The organism is Comamonas sp. 23 (genome assembly GCF_049601575.1).
Classification (GTDB): domain Bacteria; phylum Pseudomonadota; class Gammaproteobacteria; order Burkholderiales; family Burkholderiaceae_C; genus Comamonas; species Comamonas squillarum.
The window spans coordinates 4,612,769-4,630,922 of sequence record NZ_CP187127.1; the positions used below are offsets into that span (position 1 = coordinate 4,612,769).

Annotated in this window: 17 protein-coding genes; 5 read left to right on the forward strand and 12 right to left on the reverse strand. The window is 63.9% G+C overall.

The features are described from left to right. Positions 1-125 precede the first annotated feature (125 nt). Both ACPEE1_RS20810 and ACPEE1_RS20815 read right to left on the reverse strand, forming a co-directional pair. Positions 126-986 (reverse strand): DMT family transporter, encoded by an 861-nt coding sequence (locus tag ACPEE1_RS20810; RefSeq protein ID WP_423934738.1) that lies wholly within the window; start codon positions 984-986, stop codon positions 126-128. Positions 987-1,123: 137 nt separating this feature from the next. Then, a complete protein-coding gene (locus ACPEE1_RS20815; RefSeq protein WP_260718778.1) occupies positions 1,124-2,530 on the reverse strand; it encodes a PLP-dependent aminotransferase family protein in 1,407 nt (468 codons plus the stop codon). 152 nt (positions 2,531-2,682) lie between these two features. Here ACPEE1_RS20815 and ACPEE1_RS20820 point away from each other — a divergent pair, with 152 nt between their 5' ends. Beyond that, the gene (locus ACPEE1_RS20820; RefSeq protein ID WP_423934739.1) at positions 2,683-3,126 is read left to right on the forward strand and encodes an acetyltransferase; all 444 of its coding nucleotides are present in this window, start codon (positions 2,683-2,685) and stop codon (positions 3,124-3,126) included. A 30-nt stretch (positions 3,127-3,156) separates the two neighbouring features. Here ACPEE1_RS20820 and ACPEE1_RS20825 read toward each other — a convergent pair whose 3' ends face one another. After that, the gene (locus ACPEE1_RS20825; protein WP_423934741.1) at positions 3,157-4,128 is read right to left on the reverse strand and encodes a LysR family transcriptional regulator; all 972 of its coding nucleotides are present in this window, start codon (positions 4,126-4,128) and stop codon (positions 3,157-3,159) included. Between the two features lie 149 nt (positions 4,129-4,277). On the opposite strand from ACPEE1_RS20825, the gene ACPEE1_RS20830 reads away from it, so the two are divergent. Continuing rightward, positions 4,278-4,520, forward strand: a complete 243-nt coding sequence (locus ACPEE1_RS20830; protein WP_133248169.1) for a hypothetical protein — start codon at positions 4,278-4,280, stop codon at positions 4,518-4,520. Between the two features lie 486 nt (positions 4,521-5,006). Here the strand turns inward: ACPEE1_RS20830 and ACPEE1_RS20835 are convergent, their stop codons facing one another. After that, complete coding sequence (locus ACPEE1_RS20835; protein ID WP_423934743.1) at positions 5,007-5,600, reverse strand: TetR/AcrR family transcriptional regulator; 594 nt, start codon at positions 5,598-5,600, stop codon at positions 5,007-5,009. Positions 5,601-5,706: 106 nt separating this feature from the next. Between ACPEE1_RS20835 and ACPEE1_RS20840 the strand changes: the two genes are divergently transcribed. Further along, a complete protein-coding gene (locus tag ACPEE1_RS20840) occupies positions 5,707-6,978 on the forward strand; it encodes a beta-ketoacyl-[acyl-carrier-protein] synthase II (protein WP_116926699.1) in 1,272 nt (423 codons plus the stop codon). A gap of 45 nt (positions 6,979-7,023) precedes the next feature. On the opposite strand, the gene ACPEE1_RS20845 is transcribed toward ACPEE1_RS20840, so the two are convergent. Then, positions 7,024-7,509, reverse strand: coding sequence for a hypothetical protein (locus tag ACPEE1_RS20845; RefSeq protein ID WP_182344838.1), 486 nt, complete (start codon positions 7,507-7,509; stop codon positions 7,024-7,026). A gap of 236 nt (positions 7,510-7,745) precedes the next feature. Between ACPEE1_RS20845 and ACPEE1_RS20850 the strand changes: the two genes are divergently transcribed. Beyond that, positions 7,746-8,255 (forward strand): DUF1993 domain-containing protein, encoded by a 510-nt coding sequence (locus tag ACPEE1_RS20850; RefSeq protein ID WP_116926701.1) that lies wholly within the window; start codon positions 7,746-7,748, stop codon positions 8,253-8,255. A gap of 194 nt (positions 8,256-8,449) precedes the next feature. On the opposite strand, the gene ACPEE1_RS20855 is transcribed toward ACPEE1_RS20850, so the two are convergent. The 4 genes from ACPEE1_RS20855 to ACPEE1_RS20870 form a co-directional block, all read right to left on the reverse strand. Beyond that, the gene (locus ACPEE1_RS20855) at positions 8,450-8,905 is read right to left on the reverse strand and encodes a hypothetical protein (protein ID WP_133248171.1); all 456 of its coding nucleotides are present in this window, start codon (positions 8,903-8,905) and stop codon (positions 8,450-8,452) included. Positions 8,906-8,990: 85 nt separating this feature from the next. Next, positions 8,991-9,377 carry a hypothetical protein gene (locus tag ACPEE1_RS20860; protein ID WP_423934745.1) on the reverse strand — a complete coding sequence of 129 codons (387 nt, stop codon included), beginning with the start codon at positions 9,375-9,377 and terminating at the stop codon, positions 8,991-8,993. Between the two features lie 44 nt (positions 9,378-9,421). Continuing rightward, positions 9,422-9,835 (reverse strand): hypothetical protein, encoded by a 414-nt coding sequence (locus ACPEE1_RS20865; RefSeq protein WP_133248173.1) that lies wholly within the window; start codon positions 9,833-9,835, stop codon positions 9,422-9,424. A gap of 163 nt (positions 9,836-9,998) precedes the next feature. Further along, positions 9,999-12,428 (reverse strand): heavy metal translocating P-type ATPase, encoded by a 2,430-nt coding sequence (locus ACPEE1_RS20870; RefSeq protein ID WP_423934746.1) that lies wholly within the window; start codon positions 12,426-12,428, stop codon positions 9,999-10,001. A 95-nt stretch (positions 12,429-12,523) separates the two neighbouring features. On the opposite strand from ACPEE1_RS20870, the gene cadR reads away from it, so the two are divergent. Then, positions 12,524-12,958: a Cd(II)/Pb(II)-responsive transcriptional regulator gene (gene cadR / locus ACPEE1_RS20875; protein WP_116926706.1), complete on the forward strand. Its 435-nt coding sequence runs from the start codon at positions 12,524-12,526 to the stop codon at positions 12,956-12,958. Positions 12,959-13,039: 81 nt separating this feature from the next. Here cadR and ACPEE1_RS20880 read toward each other — a convergent pair whose 3' ends face one another. From ACPEE1_RS20880 to ACPEE1_RS20890, 3 genes are all read right to left on the reverse strand, one after another. Further along, the gene (locus tag ACPEE1_RS20880) at positions 13,040-13,384 is read right to left on the reverse strand and encodes a DUF4148 domain-containing protein (RefSeq protein WP_165841252.1); all 345 of its coding nucleotides are present in this window, start codon (positions 13,382-13,384) and stop codon (positions 13,040-13,042) included. A 196-nt stretch (positions 13,385-13,580) separates the two neighbouring features. Continuing rightward, entirely contained in the window at positions 13,581-16,760 is a 3,180-nt protein-coding gene (locus ACPEE1_RS20885) for an efflux RND transporter permease subunit (RefSeq protein ID WP_423934749.1), read from the reverse strand. Between the two features lie 12 nt (positions 16,761-16,772). Continuing rightward, positions 16,773-18,152, reverse strand: a complete 1,380-nt coding sequence (locus ACPEE1_RS20890) for an efflux RND transporter periplasmic adaptor subunit (RefSeq protein WP_260718774.1) — start codon at positions 18,150-18,152, stop codon at positions 16,773-16,775. Between the last annotated feature and the right edge of the window lie 2 nt (positions 18,153-18,154).

The following is an 18,154-nucleotide window of genomic DNA, read 5'->3' on the forward strand; positions in this document are numbered from 1 at the left end:
TCCGCCTCGTCCAGCGCCAGATAACTTCGCCAGCGCCACACAGGACATGCCGAACCTGCCCGCTTGGTATCGGATGCAGACAGCGTGTGGGCATACCTGCTGTCAAACGCTGTGCTGCGCCTGGATCAGGCGTACTTCTTGGCCCCCGCCACGCAGACCACCGCCACCAGGGTCACCACCAGCATCGACCCGCTGACCTGCTCATGCAGCAGCACAGCCGCCAGTGCCAAACCCATAAAGGGCTGCAGCAACTGCAGCTGGCCGACGGCAGCAATGCCGCCTTGTGCCAACCCCCGGTACCAAAACACAAAACCGATGAGCTGGCTAAAAACCGCCACATAGACAAAGCTGAGCCAGGTGGCGTTGCTGACATGCGCCAAGGCCGCAGGGGCCAGCCACAGCGCCAACGGCAGCATCAGCGGCAGCGCCAAAACCAACGCCCAGCTGATGACCTGCCAGCCGCCCAGCTTGCGCGACAGGCGCGCGCCCTCGGCGTAGCCCATGCCGCAGACCAGCACGGCGGCCAGCATCAGCACATCGCCGCTCAGCGAGCCTTGCCCGCCGCCCAGGGCGGCATAGCCCGCCACCACGGCAGCCCCCGCCAACGAGAAGACCCAGAACAGCCCCTGGGGCCGCTCACCTCCGCGCAACACCGCAAACAGGGCGGTGGACAGCGGCAGCAAGCCTATAAAGACAATGGAATAGGCCGAAGTCATGCGCTGCAGCGCCAAGGCCGTCAGCAGCGGAAAACCCACCACCACGCCCAAGGCCGCCACCGCGAGCGACGGCACATCGGCCGCGGCAGGCCGGCGCGCACGCTGGGCCAGCAAAAAGGCCCCCCCCAGCAGCGCCGCCACTACAGCACGGGCACAGGTCAGAAAACTGGGGTTCAAATCTGCCACCGCCACCCGCGTGGCCGGCAGCGAACCGGCAAAAATCGCCACCCCCACCAGGCCATTGAGCCACCCGCCCGTACTTTTCTCCATGCCAGACTCCTTGATCGAGCCCGCAGTACAGCATGCCGCCTGCCCTCTGCACCAGACACAGTGCAGTACAGTTCAAAGAAACTGTTATCAATAAAAGACCATACAGTGGGCAGCCAAGCGGGCCGCAGATCCTGCAGTTAGCGGCCTTGTGTCCCGGCAGTAGCTTGCCTCAAGGCCCGGTCCAGCACCGCAAACACCCGCTCATCGGCGCACTGCGACACGTTGAAGCGCAAAAAGTCGCCCGCCGACTGCGACTGGCTGAATGAGTTGCCGGGCGCCAGCACCACCCCTTCTTGCAGACAAGCCCGCGCCACCGCTGCCGCATCGGCGCCTTGCGGCAGGCGGCACCACAAAAACATGCCGGCCTGCGGCACCAAGGCGGGCTCCACCCGCAGCTTGCGCAGCCGCTGGGCCACTTTGTCCATGTTCTTGGCCAGGCGCTGGCGCACCAGGTCCATGTGCTTGCGGTAGCCGCTGTCGGTCAGGGTTTTCAGGATGATGTCCTGCGCCAGCCGCCCGGCGCCAAAGGTGGTGGCCAGCTTCAGGTCGACCAGGCCCTCGATCCAGTCGGGGCGGGCCGCCAGGTAGCCGCAGCGCACGGAGGCCGAGACGGTCTTGGAAAAGCTGCCGATCTGGATCACACGCGCCAGCCCGTCAAACGCGGCCAGCCGGGGCGCATGCTGGTTCTCGAAGTCGGCAAAGATATCGTCCTCCACAATCACCAGGTCCGAGCCCTCCACCAGCTTGAGCAGCCGGTGCGCCACCAGCGGCGACAGCGCGGCACCCGTGGGGTTGTGGATGCCGGCATTGGTGATGTAGAGCCGGGGCTGGTGCGCTTGCAGGGCCTTCTCAAACTGCTGCACATCGGGGCCCTGCGGCGTGTAGCGCACGCCCACGGCCTGCACCTGGTGTGCCTTGAGCAGCGCATGGAAGTTGAAATAGCAGGGGTCATCGACCAGCACCGTGTCGCCGGGCTTGAGCAAGAAGCGGCACACCAGGTCAATGGCCTGGGTGCCCGACTCGGTCAGCATCACCTGCTCGGGCGATACCTCAATGCCAGTGGCCGCCATGCGCCTGGCCAGCAACTGGCGCAGTCCCGGGCTGCCCAGCGGCGTGGCGTATTCCGTCAACCCATCCAGCGGCCCGCGCGCCTGCGCGCGCAAAGCTCGACGAATGCCCTCTTCAAACATCCACTCTGGCGGCAGCCAGCCACAGCCCGGGCGCAGCGTGGCGTGGTCGCTCTCCAGCGACTGGCGCGACACCCAGAGCGGATCGACGACCCGGTCCAGCTTGGGCCCCAGCTTCAGCAGCGCCAGCGGTGCCACCGGCCCGTTGACATAAAAACCCGCCCCCGGCCGCGCCACCACCAGGCCCTCTGCGGCCAGCCTTTCATAGGCCTCCACCACCGTCGAGACCGACATGCCCAGCAGCCCCGCCTGCTGCCGCACCGATGGCAGCCGCGTGCCCGGCAAATAGCTGCGCGATGCCATGCCGGCACGCACATGGGCCATCACCTGCTGAATAAGGGTACCGTTGCGCGCCATCATCAGCTCCACTGTTCTGCTAAAAATTCCATAACGGTTGAGCTTAATTGTTATTGGATGCGGATGCCAGTCATGGGCTATCTGAAGCCCCTCCGCACCCGCACCGTGCGCGCCTGGCTGCCCCGCACAGCAGGCCTGTGCATAATTCCGCGATGACCACCATTCGCCCCTCCCGCCCCAAAGATGGCCCACGCGCCGTCGAGATCTGGCGCCAGGCCGTGGACGCCACCCACCACTTTCTGCTGCCAGAAGACCGCGCGGCCCTTGATGCGCTGGTCAGCAGCTTCCTGCCCCAGGCGCCGCTCTGGCTGGCCGTTGATGCGCAGGACCACCCACTCGCCTTCATGCTTATCGACAACGGCCACATGAAAGCCCTGTTTGTAGACCCCGCCGCCCGAGGCCAAGGCCTGGGCGCCGCACTGGTGCGCCATGGGCTGTCAATGCATGCGGAGATGCGCACCGATGTCAACGAGCAGAATGCGCAGGCGGTCGGCTTTTACGAAAAGATGGGATTTCGGCGCACCGGGCGTTCGGAGGTGGATGGGCAGGGGCGACCTTATCCGCTGATCCATTTGACGTACGGCGGTGCTGGATAACACAGGCAAGCCCCAGCGTAGCGCGCATCGTTAGGGCGCTTCGCTGGACATAATCTGCGCCAACGCCGGATGCCCCGGCAGCACCTCCAGCAAATAGTCCACAAAGCTGCGCACCTTGGCTGGCACATACTGCCGGTCGCGGAAGCAGGCAAAAAAGTCCAGGGTCACATCCTCCAGCAGCAGCGGGCCCGGTGCGGCTTTGCGGCCCTTGCGCGCGGGCTCCAGCACCAGCGGCACCAACCGTCCCTCCTGCACATGGCGCTGGGTGATAAAGCTGCCGGCCCAGACAATGCCGCCACCGGCAACTGCCAGCTCCACCAGCGCATCGATATCGGTGCCAATGGCGGCAACACGCAGACCAGGGTCGACCCGCCGGCCATCGCGCACAAAGGGCCAGCGCATAAAGCGCCCGTCCCGCTCGCGGCGGTACAGCAAGCAGGCATGCTGCAGCAGATCCTCGGCCACCTGCGGGCGGCCATGCTTTTCCAGGTATGCAGGCGAGGCATACAAAAAGCGCGGCATGGCTGCGAGTGGCCGCACGGACATGCCGGGCTCCAGCACATCGCGGTAGCGGATGCTTACGTCCACATCCTCCTTGAGCACATCGACATCGCGGTCGGTTACGAGCAATTCCAGCTCCAGCTGCGGGTGGCGCGCCTGAAAAGCCGGCAGCAAGGGTGCCAGCACATGGCGGCCAAAGGCAGCCATGCAGGCCACCCGCAGCCGCCCCTGCACAACCCCATGCACCAGCGACACATCGGCCTGCGCCCGCGCCAGTGCATCCAGCACCGGCGCCACCCGGGCCAGGTAGCGCTCGCCCGCTTCGGTCAACGCCATCGAGCGCGTGGTGCGCGTGAGCAAGCGCGTGCCCAGCTCGCGCTCCAAGCGCGCAATGTTCTGGCTGGCCGCAGCCGGAGAAATACCCAGCTGGCGTGCAGCCGAGGCGATGGAGCCACCTTCCAGGGCTTTGACAAAGATATCGATAGCGCGCAGATTCGTCATGAATGTGAATGTATCCCCAAACCCATTCGTAAATCTGGATTACGAGTTCTGCAAGCCGGCGCCCTCTACCGCAGCGGCTGCCGCATGCGTACAGTGCCCCCTAAGGCAGCGGGCCAAGGGGCCCGGCCACGATGGATTTGGAGCCAGCGATGCAGAATGTGATCGAAGCGGTGACGCCCCAGGGCGATGTGGTTTTTAGGGCAGCGGATGGGAGCTATATCGTCGCCCAGCAGATTGATGCCAAGCCTTTGAAGCAGGCGCAGATCCTGGAGGGCGCGTTGGAGACCATCGGCATCGAGACTGCGACGGATGTGGCTACGGGGCTGAGCTACGAGTTCTTTATCGCCGGCTATGGGCTGTCGCGAGAAGGGGCGTTTGGGGCGCCGGAGTGAGCAGAGCATTCCAGGCATCCCTGGGAACGTACCCACGCTGCCCTTTTCCTCAGGCGTGTTGAAACCTCATGCCACCCTTTACGTCCTTGACGCCCAATGACCGATTGAAGGATGGAAAGGGTGGATTGATTCCCGTTGCGGTCTTAGAACCTGTTCAAAGTCTCTACGCAGCCGCGCTGGAGTGCAATCGGGATGAGTTCGAAGGGCTGGTTCGCAGCTTGCACCGGGGTGCAAGCAAGAGCCAGCGCGAAGAAATCGCCCGATTTCACTCCAACCCTTCGGGACAGTGGCTTTACGGGCGGTCTGCGTCGTTGCCAATCCTCGCAATAGCTGGGCTATTGCTGCGGTATGGCGCCTAGCATCCCATCCCGCAAAGACACTGTCGCGGCGCGAGGAGACTTTGAACAGGTTCTTAGGTCGAAGATGCCGTGGAGCTCGTCATTCGCCTACTGCTGCAGGCGGTTTACAGCGCCATCTTGAAAACTATCATTCGTCGCCTGCCGGCGCCAACTTCTCCCGCAATGTAGCCAAAATCTCCTCCGACAGCCCCGGATTGCCCGCCGCCGTAGCGCGGGCCAGCACCAGAGCCCCCACCATGCTGCTGAGCGTCCCGATGGTCTGGGCGCGCTTGGCAGGCCCATCGCCCGGCACGACTTCCATAAAGCGCTGGATATTGCGCTCCACCCCCAGCGCAAATACCTCGGACATCTCCGGCCCGGCGCGGGCCGCATCGGTGGCCAAGGCGGCGGCGGGACAGCCTTCGCCCGGATGGTCGCGGTGGTTGGCCGACAGGTAGCCATGCACCAAGGCGCGCAGCCGGGCGGGCGGCGCATCATCGGCAGCAGCGGCATCCAGACCTTCGAGCGGCGTGATGGTCCAGTCAAAGGCGCGCAGGCAGGCCTCTCTGGCGAGGGCATCCTTGGACGCAAAGTGGCGGTAGAGCCCGCCATGCGTCAGGCCCGCATCACGCGTGATCTCGGCCACGCCCACGCCCTCCAGGCCCTTTTCACGGTAGAGGCGCGCAGCGGCATCCACGATGCCTTCGCGGTTTTCGGCGGCTTGTGCTTTGCTGACTTTCATTCGTTAGATGATACCCATCATCAAAACTCATTTATGATGACGCCCATCATCAATAAGGGTGGGCGCCCGTTTTTCCGCGACGGCGTCCAACCGCGAAAGCTGCCATATGGATCGTCGCGTCGTCATCACCGGCCTGGGCCTGGTGTCTCCCCTGGGTTGCAATGTGGAGCTGGCCTGGCAGCGCTTGCTGGCAGGCCAGTCGGGCGTGCGTGCGCTGGCTGCCGAGGTCGGTGCAGGCACTGGCGTCACGGTGGCTGGCCGCGTGCCCAGTATGGAAGAGGACCCGCAAGCCGGCTGGAGCGCCGAGGCCATCATCGCCGCCAAAGAGCTGCGCCGCATGGACCGCTTTATCGCCTTTGCGCTGGGCGCCGCAGACCAGGCGCTGGCGCATGCGCAGTGGGGCCAAGCCAGCGCCGAACAGTTGGAGCGTGCAGCCACCGTCATCGGCTCCGGGGTCGGCGGCTTCGGCACCATCACCGACGCGGTACGCACCACCGATGGCAAGGGCCCGCAGCGCCTCTCGCCTTTCACCGTACCGGCTTTTCTGGCCAATCTGGCTGCCGGCCAGGTGTCTATTCGCCACCAGCTCAAGGGCCCGCTGGGCGCGCCGGTCACCGCCTGCGCCGCCAGCATCCAGGCGATTGGCGATGCGGCACGCTTGATCCGCAACAACGAGGCGGACATGGCGCTGTGCGGCGGCAGCGAGGCCACCATTGACCGGGTGGCGCTGGGCAGCTTTGCAGCAGCCAAGGCCGTCGCCACCGGCGGCGAGGACCATCCCGGCCAGGTGTCCCGGCCTTTTGACATGGCGCGCGAAGGCTTTGTGATGGCCGAAGGCGCAGGCCTTCTGGTGCTTGAGGCTTTGGACCATGCGCTGGCGCGCGGCGCCACACCGCTGGCTGAAGTTGTGGGCTATGGCACCTCGGCCGATGCCTACCATGTCACCTCCGGCCCCGAGGACGGATCGGGCGCCGCCCGCTCCATGCGCGCCGCCTTGCGCCAGGCGCAACTCCAGCCCGGCGATATCCAGCACCTCAATGCCCATGCCACCTCTACCCCGGTCGGCGATCGCGGCGAGCTCGCTGCCATCCGCCAGGTGTTTGGCGCCGGCACGGGCCCCTCCATCACCGCCACCAAGTCAGCCCTGGGGCATATGCTGGGCGCCGCCGGCGGGGCTGCTGCGATCTTTACCGTCTTGGCTTTGCGCGACCAGATGGCGCCGCCTGTGCTCAATCTGGACAACCCGGACCCTTTAGCCGACGGTCTGGATCTGATTCGCGGCAGTGCGCGGGCGCATGCGATCGAGCATGCGATGCTCAACGGGTTTGGGTTTGGGGGGGTGAATGCTTCGTTGGTGTTGAAGCGGTATGGGGGCTGATCGGCACTTCAGCCATGTCAAGCAGCCACCCACCGGGTCGTTTGCTCAAATTTCATAGGCATAGCTACACCGAAGCTCAGCCGCTTTCAGCGCGGCTTGAAAGGGCTCCGGAGCCTCTTGGATTGTGGCCACAAAGCTGGCCTTGAGTTTGCCGCCCCCCATGCTGCCCTTGTACTTGATGCTCTTGGGTTGGGCCTGAAGCTGCAGCCGGTTGGCCCCCGACAGGGCCACATCCAACTTGAAGATGCCACGGCGAAAATCCGTGCGCTCAGTGGCCTCTGCCTGCGGCGACGCCAAGCCCAGGGTTTGCGCACCGTAGGAAAGCTGCAGATCGATATCCACGATGGAGGCGGGAATAGCGCCCACCAGGCTTACCGCCTGCCCGGCACGGCTGCCAGTGCAATTCAGTTGCGCAGTATTGGCACCGGCGATGGCCTGGCCGGTGAGAGCGAATGGCAACACCAGGGCGCAGAGCGGCAAGAATTTTTTCATCGGTTTTCCTTCAGCAGCAGGACAGGGGTTGCGCAGCATGGGCTGCATCAGATCGGCGGCATCGATAGGACCATCTGGGCCCGGTTCATGGCGGTGTCCCCCAACTGGTCATAGATTGTCGTCGGCCTATGTTCATGGATGCAACTGGCGTCCAGCCAGCCGATAACGGCACCATGCGCGCTGTTGGATTCGTTTGCTGGTAGCCTCCCATGCCAGGCAGAATCTCTGCCAGCCCCACCACGGCCATCTTGCCATTTCAAAAAAGTGAACCCTCTATGACCAGCCCGCTGTACACCGCCTCCATTCCCGTCATGCAGCAGATGTTGCATGCCCTGTCAGAGGTGCTCAAGAAGGCCGAAGACCATGCGGCGCAACGCAACATCGATCCCAACGCGCTGCTGCAGGCACGGCTGTTTCCCGACATGTTTCCGCTGGTTCGCCAGGTGCAGATCGCCTCGGACTTTTCCAAGGGCATCGCCTCCCGCCTGGCCGGTGCCGAAGTGCCATCCTGGCCCGACACAGAGACCAGCTTCGCTGACCTGCAAGCCTTGATCGCCAAGGCGCTGGCCCATCTCGAATCCTTCCCAGCCGCGCAGTTTGATCTGAGCGAAAGCCGCGACATCGTATTGCGCCCCGGCACGCCCAAGGAAAAGAAGCTGACCGCCAGTGCCTATCTGCTGCACTATGGTCTGCCGCAGTTCTTCTTCCATGTGACCACCGCCTATGCCATCCTGCGCCACAACGGTGTGGAGGTTGGCAAGCGCGACTATATGGGCACCTATTAACAGGGGGGGGCGCCATCCGCTCATGGCGATCAGCGCCTCAATGACTACCCATTTTTCACTTGGCGATTCGGAAGAACGCGTGCAGCGTGTGGAGCGTTGACCGCTCGGAACATCGTAATAGCTCAGTGGGGCCTCTGCGCCGCAAGCAGAAATACCTTGGTGGAGCTTGCCAATTGGTCACTTCAAGCGACAATCTACGAACTGTGTAGCTGACTATTCCCGCGCAAACGCAGCATACGAATGGCTCGCCGAACCTCATCAGGTACCTGGTGATAGATTCGCTGAGTCTTCCGGTCCGGGGCATATCTAGCAAACTCGGAATGAATACGCTCAAGCGCAGCCAGAAGCTGATCTCGAATTTCCCTGCTATCCCAACCTGTTTCCATGATTTCATGTGCGATGCGGGTCAAGCCCGAGGCCGCATCGGTATCACCTCGGGAGTCCTCCGAAGCCAGATACTGCAAATAGGCCGGCAAATAGAAAACACGTGCCTTGGGGCCCATATCGGCTAGCGCTTCGGCGCATTGGATGGAATGCGTCCGGAACATCGCTGAAACCTCGGCGATGCTCTTCCCCAAGAACATCTGGGCGGCGAAACGCTCATCCAGCGAATCATGGATGTTGATTTCTTCTAGGGTAGGAAGGCACATGGCTGCCAAGTCTATCAATCTTGCATCCTGACTGATTGGAGCCTCGCCACGAGAGAACCGCAGTCCCATTCTTGGGAATCGATGCTCAGGAAGCGGCGGCCATCTCACGAAGAACCTGGATCGCCAGCGCCCCGTAGCCTGCACCAAAGCCGGGGTTTCTGATGCTGATGTTTTGTGCAGATGTGACGTCTTCCCACTTCAGCATTGTTTCCACCGAAGTGTGGTGCTCATTCGTTTCAATCTCGAAAGCAATGAACCGTGCTTCAACGGTGAGCAACATGCCGAAGTGGCCTGGCATTCCTGGCTCATCAATGCCCAGTTTCAGAACGATGGCGGTGCTCCAATCAATGCCTCGGGCTAAGGCGCAGTCCTTGAGCGCTTGTGGCCAAGGATGCTCTCTCCAGTAACGCGCGCTTCTGCGAATCATGTCTACAGACACATCGTTTTGCTGACGAACATCTCTTTGTTTCATGTGGTTCAAGAGTCTGCATCCAATCAATGTCGCAGGCTTGGGAGTCAGTCACCCCAAAAGCCACGGTTAAAGGGCTGAAAGTCGAGCGCGTCAGCCTTGCTAATGCCGATACAAGACATAACCTCAACATAGGTCATTTCAACGGTCTCAAGATTGGAGTCGTCAATAGGACCAAATGGTTGGCCTTGGAATGAGCCGAAGGCGTACACCGCGTCAATACCTCCCCAGGTTACATAGTCGATGTACAGCCATGAATCTGCAACAGCGATTCCCAACTGCTCGGCAAGTGCCAACAGCTCTTGCGCGGATGGATGTTTTCCACCCAAAGATGGCAAAGCTATTCCAGTGCCTGAGAACGGTACATGAATGGCCCGAACTATGGCATCGGCTGGCAGCTCCGCTGACTTCTCAAATGTGCTCAACAAAGGTACTAGAAAGCCGGTAAATCGATAGGCCATAAATCACGACGCCTGAATTGTTGAAGGCTTGAAAGAAACGGGCATTGTGCAGGGTAAAACCAGGGTCTGCAGACCCAGAGAATATGTTGTGATGCGGCTGAAACTCTGGATATGCCGACCCTGGCAGGCAAGCTTGCCAGCTAGCCAGCTGCCCAGAAGTGCCCTATTTCCCACCACGCAACAACCGCAGCCCATTGAACACCACCAACAAGCTCGCTCCCATATCGGCAAACACCGCCATCCACATGGAGGCATTGCCAAACACGGCCAGCGCGAAGAACACCACTTTGATGCCCAGCGCGAAGATGATGTTCTGCCACAGGATGGCGTAGGTGCGTTTGGAGAGTTGCACGGTTTCCGGCACGCGGCGCAGGTCGTCGTTCATGATGAGGATGTCGGCGGCTTCCTTGGCGATGTCGGTGCCGGCGCCGCCCATCGAGAAGCCGATGGAGGCGGCGGCCAGGCTGGGCGAGTCGTTGACGCCGTCGCCCACCATGCCGGTGGGCTGCTGGGCCACGAGGCCGTTGATGACCTGGAGCTTGTCCTCGGGCAGCAGGTTGGCCTTGACCTCGTCGATGCCCACCTGCGCGGCAATGGCGCGGGCGGTGGCTTCGTTGTCTCCCGTCAGCATCACGGTGCGGATGCCCAGGGCCTTCAGCTCGGCAATGGCCTGCTTGCTCGATTCCTTGGTGGTGTCGGCCACCGCAAACAGCCCCAGCACGCCTTGTTCACTGGCCAGCACCGAGACGGTCTGGCCCTGCTCCTCCATCGCCAGCATCAGCGCCTCCACCTCGGCAGAGCACTGGCCGCGCTCATGGATCCAGCGGTGGTTGCCCAGCACATAGCTGAGGCCGCCGATATCGCCCTTGACGCCACGGCCCAGCTCGGCGGCAAAGTTGCCCACCTCCAGCACCTCACCATCGATACCGGCGGCCACCGCCTTCGATACCGGATGGTCCGAGCGCGCGGCCAGGCTTTTAGCAATGCGCTCGATCTGCACGGCATCGGTACTGGTCGACAGCATGCGGGTCTGCACCAGCTGGGGGGTGCCAGCGGTGATGGTGCCGGTTTTGTCCAGGGCGACGACGCGCAGCTTGCGCGCCTCTTCCAGGTAGGCGCCGCCCTTGACCAGAATGCCCCGGCGGGCGGCGGCCGACAGGCCGCTGACAACGGTCACTGGCGTGGAGATCACCAGCGCGCAAGGGCAGGCGATGACCAGCAGCACCAAGGCCTTGTAGATCGCAGTCAGCCAGGGCCAGTCCAGCATCAGCGGCGGCAGCACGGCGACTGCCACAGCCAGCACAAATACCGCGGGGGTGTAGATGCGGGCAAAGCGGTCCACAAAACGCTGCGTTGGTGCGCGCTGGCCCTGGGCCTGCTCCACCGCATGGATGATGCGGGCCAGCACGGTGTCGGTCGACAGCTTGCTGACCTCGAACTCCAGCGAGCCACTTTGGTTGATGGTGCCGGCAAACACCGGGTCGCCCGGTGCCTTGTCCACCGGAATGCTCTCGCCGGTCACGGAGGACTGGTCCACCGCGCTTTGGCCGCTGGTCACCACACCATCCAGCGCAAAGCGCTCGCCGGGCTTGACCCGCGCCAGCGTGCCGACCGCCACCGTCTTGGCGTCCTGGATCTGCCAGCTGCCATCGGCCTGCCTGGCTTCGATCTGCGGTGGTGACAGCGCCAGCAACTGGGCAATCGCATTGCGCGCGCGGTCCACCGAGCGCGCCTCAATCAGCTCGGCCAGCGAGTACAGCGCCATCACCATGGCCGCCTCAGGCCACTGGCCAATGACAAAGGCGCCGATCACCGCCACGCTCATCAGCGCATTGATACCCAGCTGGCCGCGCAGCAAGGCCGACAGGCCTTTCTTGAACACGCCCAGGCCGGACAGCGCAATGGCCAGTGCGGCGACCGCCATCCCGACCATGCGCCAGACCGAGGTCTCGGGTGTCAGCAGGTGCAGCAGCTCGGCCGTCGCGGCCACCACCAGCGCGGCGATCAGGCGGTAGAGCTCCCGGCGTTGCGCCTTTTGCACATCGGCCGCAGCCGGCGGGGCGGACAGCGTCTCGGTGCGAAAGCCTGCAGCCTGGATTTTTTCCGTCACGGCCGTCCATTGCTGTGGGTCGGCTTCGACCCGCAAGGTGCGGGCAGGCAGGTCAAACTGCAGCAGCTTGACCCCTGCAGCCCCTTCCAGAATCTGGCGAATCTGCCCCTCTTCCACGGGGCAGTCCATCGCGGGAATGCGCAGCAGCAAGGCGCCGTCATCGGCCTTCAAGGCCGAGCTGGCCTGGGCAGCAGCGCCCAGGTCGGGGCTGCAGCAGTCACTATGCGCATGCGCGGCAGCCGTTGCGGCTGGGGCATGGGAATGTGAATGCGCATGGTCGTGGCCATGGCTGTGATCGTGACCCTTGTCGTGGCTATGGCCGTGGTCGTGCGTATGGTCGTGCGTTTGGCCGTGCCCCTTGGCGGCCACGGCAGCGGACTGGTGGTCTTTGCCGGCGCAGCAGGATGCCGCTGCATGGCCATGGGAATGGCGCTGCGCGGTGTCGGAATGGGCGGTGACTGGGTTGGAATTCGTTTGGGTCATAAAGCGTGCTCCCTGTTGCTTCGATTAAAAACCCTGTAGTAACTACAATGTCAAGCCTAAATCGCTAGACTCCGTATGGACATGGGGGCAATGACATGAAAATCGGTGAACTGGCCACGGCCTCGGCGACGCCCGTGGAAACCATCCGCTACTACGAGCGCGAAGGCCTGCTGCCGCAGCCCACGCGCACCGCCAGCAACTACCGCATCTATGAAGAGCAACACCTGGAGCGCCTGCAGTTCATCCGCAACTGCCGAGGGCTGCAGATGTCGCTGGACGAAGTGCGCGAGCTGCTGCGTTACAAGGACGAACCCGCCCAGGACTGCGCCGAAACGGTGGACAAGCTGCTTGAAGCGCATATCGGCCATGTCGCCCTGCGCATCCAGGAGCTGCGCGGGCTGGAGGCCCAGCTGATCGCGTTGCGTGACCGCTGCCGGGGCACCCAGGATGTGGAGCACTGCGGCATTCTGGCGGGCCTGGCCGAGACGCCTGTGGCGCCGGCCGTCAAACAGCATCTGCATGTGCGCTAGGCATAAGGCGCCGAGTGGTTGGAAAGTCAAACGGCGCAAAAAAGGTGGCGCACTGCGCCACCTTCTAGAGCCACGCCGCGTTTAGCCACGGAACATTTGCAAGCGCGCCTTTCTCTGCGCCGGCGTCTCGCTGGTGTAGGCATCGATCACCTGCTGGCGCGTCTTGCCTGGACCGGAAGCAACAGGCGCGGGCGGGTAGTTGCTGCTGCGCAAGGCGTTCGGCCCGCGCTTTTGCAGCGCCTCGATGGTCTCCGCCTGCACCTGGGCGCGGCTCTTGCCCGGCTGGGCATGTTCGGGATAGAGCTCGTAGCCCTTTTCCGTCGGTGCCGAGTGCAAGGTGGCGCTGGCCGATGCGTTGCCCAGCATGCCCAGCGACAGGGCTGCGAACGCCAGGGACAACAAGGTGGAGGTGCGTGTCTTTTGCATGGTTGCAATGCCTTTCATAGGAGTGGAAATACTCTCGCTGCAGGTGCATTCGAGATGGCTCCATTGTTGAAAAAACACGCTGACCAAAGCCCCACAGCAAGATGACATTGCTGCAATGCGCGCTGCGCGCCTGGGGCAGAAGCCACAAAGCCATGGCAGCGGGCCATGGCTTTGTGTTCAGTGCCTGCCGGCCCCCTTAGGCCGGGTGCGGCACAGCGCCCTCGGAGGTCTTGCGCTCCTCCAGCTCGTCCTCGGAGAGATCACGCCGGTGCACCAGCCGGTATAACAGCGGCAGCACCAGCAAGGTGAGCACCGTCGACGACAGAATGCCGCCAATCACCACGGTGGCCAAGGGGCGCTGCACCTCGGCACCGGTGCCCGTCGCAATGGCCATAGGCACAAAGCCCAGCGATGCGACCAGCGCCGTCATCAGCACGGGCCGCAGGCGCGACAGCGCTCCGGTGTGCACGGCATCGGGCACAGCCAGCCCACCCTCGCGCAGCGCGCGGATCGACGAGATCATCACCAAGCCGTTCAGCACGGCCACGCCGGACAGCGCAATAAAGCCAATGGCCGCCGAGATGGACAGCGGGATACCGCGCAGCCACAGTGCCAGAATGCCGCCGGTCAGCGCAAACGGGATGCCGGTAAAGACGATCAGGCCATCGCGCACGTTGTTGAACATCGCAAACAGCAGGGTGAACACCAGCAGCAGCGCGACGGGCACGACTATCTGCAGCCGCTGCTGGGCCGATTGCAAGTTCTCGAAGGTGCCGCCCCAGCGCGTCCAGTAGCCGCTGGGCAGGGCCATCGCGCCCAGGTCCTGCTGCGCCTGCTCGACAAAGGAGCCGATATCGCGGCCCCGCACATTGGCGCTCACCACAATGCGGCGCTTGCCATCCTCACGGCTGACCTGGTTGGGCCCGGGCGACAGCGCAAAGCTGGCCACCGCTGACAAGGGCACAAAGCCCAGGCGGCTGCCCTCCTGCTGCGGCAGCGCAATGGGCAGGCGCTCCAGCGCGGCCAGGTCGCTGCGCACCGCCTCAGGCAAGCGCACCTGTATGTCAAAGCGCCGGTCGCCTTCAAACACCGTGCCTGCCTCCTGTCCGCCCACGGCCGTGGCAATGGTCTGCTGCACATCGCCCATGTTCAGGCCATAGCGCGATGCCTTTTCCCGGTCCACCTGCACCGTCAGCATCGGCAGGCCGGTAGTCTGCTCCACCTTCACTTCGGAGGCGCCGGGCACCTTCTGCAGCATCGCGGCAATCGACTGCGCGGTGCGTTCGAGCACCTGCATATCGTCGCCAAACACCTTGACCGCCACATCGCTGCGCACGCCCGAGATCAGCTCGTTAAAGCGCAGTTGGATCGGTTGCGAAAACTCGTAGTTGCTGCCCGGTATCGCCTCGACCACCTCCTGCACCTGGGCGAGCAAGTCCTCGCGACTGCGCTGCGGATCCGGCCATTGCGCACGCGGCTTGAGCATGATGTAGCCATCCGAGATATTGGGCGGCATCGGGTCCGAGGCAATCTCGGCCGTGCCGGTGCGGGCAAACACGCGCTCGATCTCGGGCACCTGGTCCTTGAGCGCGCGCTCGATCTGCATCTGCATCTCCAGCGATTGCGTCAGACTCGTGCCCGGCACCCGCAGCGCCTGGATCGCGAAGTCGCCCTCGTTCAGGTTGGGCGCAAACTCGCTGCCCAGGCGTGATGCGAGCAGCAGGCTCAGGGCCACCGAAACGACAGCCGCCGTCAGAACCACCACCGGCATGCGCATCACCCGCGCCAGCAAGGGCTCATAGGCCTGGCGCGCCCAGGTCATCAGGCGGTTTTCCTTCTCGCCCACCTTGCTGCCAATGAACAAGGCAATGGCCGCCGGGATAAAGGTGATGGACAGAACCATCGCGCCCACCAAGGCCAGCACCACGGTCAGCGCCATCGGGTGGAACATCTTGCCCTCCACCCCCGTCAGCGCAAAGATCGGCAGGTAGACCACCATGATGATCAGCTGGCCAAACAGCAGCGGACGGCGCGATTCCTTGGCGGCGGCAAACACCTCATGGAAGCGCTCGCTGCGCGACAGCGGGCTGCCCTTGCGCTCCTGCGCATGCGCCAGGCGCCGCACGCAGTTCTCCACAATCACCACCGCCCCGTCGATGATGATGCCAAAGTCCAGCGCGCCCAGGCTCATCAGGTTGGCGCTGATGCCCCACTTGACCATGCCGCTGAAGGTGAACAGCATCGACAGCGGAATGATCAGCGCCGTGATCAGCGCAGCGCGGATATTGCCGAGGAACAGAAACAGCACCACCACCACCAGCGCCGCGCCTTCGACCAGGTTTTTCTTCACTGTCGCAATGGCTTTTTCCACCAAGGTCGTGCGGTCGTAGACGGTCACGATCTTCACGCCCTCGGGCAAGGTCTTGCGGATCGACTCCATGCGCGCATCCACTGCCTTGGAGACGATGCGGCTGTTCTCGCCGATCAGCATGAACACGGTGCCCAGCACCACCTCGCGGCCGTTGTCGGTGGCTGCACCCGTGCGCAGCTCGCGGCCCAGGCTCACCTCAGCCAGGTCGCGCACGCGCACCGGCTGGCCTTGGGTGCTGCCCACAATCACTTCCTGGATGTCCGCAATGCCCTTGACCTGGCCGGGCGCGCGGATCAGGTATTGCTCGCCTTCGCGCTCGATATAGCCCGCCCCCACATTGGTGTTGTTGCTCTGCAGTGCTGCAACCAGCTTGTCCATCGAGATGCCATAGGACGCGAGCTTGTCCGGCCGGGGCGCCACCAGGTATTCCTTGGCAAAGCCGCCGATGGAGTTGATCTCGGTCACGCCGGGCACGTTGCGCAGCTGGGGTTTGATGACCCAGTCCTGGATCTCGCGCAGGTCCATGGGGGTGTAGGGCGTGCCATCAGGCTTTTTGGCGCTATCTTCCGCCTCCACCGTCCACAGGTAGATTTCGCCCAGGCCCGTGGAGATGGGGCCGATGCTCGGTGCAATACCGGGCGGCAGCTTCTCACGCGCTTCCTGGATACGCTCATTGACCAACTGGCGGGCAAAGTAGATGTCGGTGCCGTCCTTGAAGATCACCGTCACCTGCGACAGCCCGTAGCGTGACAGCGAACGGGTCTGCTCCAGGTGCGGCAGGCCGGCCATCACGGTCTCGATGGGGTAGGTGATGCGCTGCTCGGTCTCCAGCGGCGAGTAGCCCGGCGCCTGGGTGTTGATCTGTACCTGCACATTGGTGATGTCGGGCACGGCATCGATGGACAGGCGCTGGTAGCTGAATACGCCCAGCGCAGCCATGGCGAACACCGCCAGGATGACCAGCCAGCGCTGCTCGATGGAAAAACGGATGATGCGTTCAAACATGCGGGCTCCCGATCAATGCGCGTGCTCGGCAGAGGCCTTGCCCAGCTCGGCCCGCAGCATGAAGGAGCCCTGCTTGACATAGCGCTGCCCGGCCTGCAGGCCCGATGTGACTTCGGTGGTTTTGCCATCCGTCGCACCCAGCTCAACCACCTGGGCCCGGTAGCCGCCCTCGGCCGGCACAAACACCACGCTCTCTTTGCCATCGGGCCGCTGGATGGCCTTGGCGTCCACCGCAATGGGGACAGGCGATTCACCGGCCAGCACCGCCACATCGACAAACAGGCCCGGGCGCCACACCCCTTGCGGATTGGCCAGCGCCACGCGGGCCGGTGCCGTGCGGGTTTGCGCGCCAATCAACGCACCCACGTAGGCGATCCGGCCTTCGGCCTCGGAATCAAACGCCGTGGCGCGCACGACGACCGGCGCGCCCATGCGCACATCGGGCAGCTGCGGGGCGGCCACGCTGATCTCCGCCCAGACCGAGCGCAGATCGGAGACGGTGAACGAGGCCGTGCTGTCGGTCACCGATTCGCCCACGGTCAGGTGCTTCTCCACCACCATGCCAGCCAGCGGCGCACGCAGCTCATAGCGGCTGGCACCAGCCACGCCCGCCCCAATGGCGGACAGCTTTTGCGCGGCATTGGCCACGGCAATCTCGGCCTCCTGCAGCGCTTGGCGCGCTGCCTGGTAATCCTGCTCGGCAGAGATCCGCTCCTGCCACAGCTGCTTTTCGCGCTCGTAGCTGCTCTTGGCAAAGGCCAGCCGCCGCTGCGCCGTTTGCAGCTCGCTGCGCTGGTCCGACACCGCCGGGCTCTGGATGACAGCCAGCAGCTGCCCCTTGGCCACCTGCTCACCGAGCTGGGCGTGGACCGAGGCCACCACACCGGCCACCCTGGGCACCACGTGCGCCGTGCGGTCTTCGTCAAAACGGATCTCGCCGGGCAGCAGCACCTGCTTTTGGATGGACGCCGGCCCCGCCTGGTCCACCACCACACCGGCCGCCTTGGCCTGCGCTGCGCTCAGCTTGACGAGGCCCTCGCCCGCTTCTTCGCCTTCGGCATGGCCGCCGGCGGCATTGCCGTGCGCGTCCTTGCTGCTGGCATCGGTTTTGTTGTCATGGTGCTCACCATCGCCATGCTGGTCGGCTTCCTGGTGCGCATCGGCGCCCGCCTTGGCACCGGTTTTGGCAGCAGCTTCGCCATGGTGCTCGCCATCCTGGTGGGATGGCGCATCGCCATGGCCTGCTGCCGCTGCAGCGGGGGCTGCGGCCACCGTGCCTGGGCCGCGCAACAAATAGGCGCCGCCGGCCACACCGGCAGCGGCCATCACCGCCGCGGCGATCCACTGTTTGGATGAGCTCAGCGAAGTATCAAATGGGGTTTTCTCGGACATGG

Excerpts from the sequence above, each read along its gene's own strand:
- ACPEE1_RS20830 (WP_133248169.1), top strand. The coding sequence starts at position 4,278 with ATGCAGAATGTGATCGAAGCGGTGACGCCCCAGGGCGATGTGGTTTTT.
- ACPEE1_RS20840 (WP_116926699.1), top strand. The coding sequence starts at position 5,707 with ATGGATCGTCGCGTCGTCATCACCGGCCTGGGCCTGGTGTCTCCCCTG.
- ACPEE1_RS20825 (WP_423934741.1), bottom strand. The coding sequence starts at position 4,128 with ATGACGAATCTGCGCGCTATCGATATCTTTGTCAAAGCCCTGGAAGGT.
- cadR (WP_116926706.1), top strand. The coding sequence starts at position 12,524 with ATGAAAATCGGTGAACTGGCCACGGCCTCGGCGACGCCCGTGGAAACC.
- ACPEE1_RS20860 (WP_423934745.1), bottom strand. The coding sequence starts at position 9,377 with ATGAAACAAAGAGATGTTCGTCAGCAAAACGATGTGTCTGTAGACATG.
- ACPEE1_RS20845 (WP_182344838.1), bottom strand. The coding sequence starts at position 7,509 with ATGCTGCGCAACCCCTGTCCTGCTGCTGAAGGAAAACCGATGAAAAAA.
- ACPEE1_RS20850 (WP_116926701.1), top strand. The coding sequence starts at position 7,746 with ATGACCAGCCCGCTGTACACCGCCTCCATTCCCGTCATGCAGCAGATG.
- ACPEE1_RS20865 (WP_133248173.1), bottom strand. The coding sequence starts at position 9,835 with ATGGCCTATCGATTTACCGGCTTTCTAGTACCTTTGTTGAGCACATTT.
- ACPEE1_RS20810 (WP_423934738.1), bottom strand. The coding sequence starts at position 986 with ATGGAGAAAAGTACGGGCGGGTGGCTCAATGGCCTGGTGGGGGTGGCG.
- ACPEE1_RS20885 (WP_423934749.1), bottom strand. The coding sequence starts at position 16,760 with ATGTTTGAACGCATCATCCGTTTTTCCATCGAGCAGCGCTGGCTGGTC.
- ACPEE1_RS20880 (WP_165841252.1), bottom strand. The coding sequence starts at position 13,384 with ATGCAAAAGACACGCACCTCCACCTTGTTGTCCCTGGCGTTCGCAGCC.
- ACPEE1_RS20835 (WP_423934743.1), bottom strand. The coding sequence starts at position 5,600 with ATGAAAGTCAGCAAAGCACAAGCCGCCGAAAACCGCGAAGGCATCGTG.
- ACPEE1_RS20890 (WP_260718774.1), bottom strand. The coding sequence starts at position 18,152 with ATGTCCGAGAAAACCCCATTTGATACTTCGCTGAGCTCATCCAAACAG.
- ACPEE1_RS20815 (WP_260718778.1), bottom strand. The coding sequence starts at position 2,530 with ATGGCGCGCAACGGTACCCTTATTCAGCAGGTGATGGCCCATGTGCGT.
- ACPEE1_RS20855 (WP_133248171.1), bottom strand. The coding sequence starts at position 8,905 with ATGTGCCTTCCTACCCTAGAAGAAATCAACATCCATGATTCGCTGGAT.
- ACPEE1_RS20870 (WP_423934746.1), bottom strand. The coding sequence starts at position 12,428 with ATGACCCAAACGAATTCCAACCCAGTCACCGCCCATTCCGACACCGCG.
- ACPEE1_RS20820 (WP_423934739.1), top strand. The coding sequence starts at position 2,683 with ATGACCACCATTCGCCCCTCCCGCCCCAAAGATGGCCCACGCGCCGTC.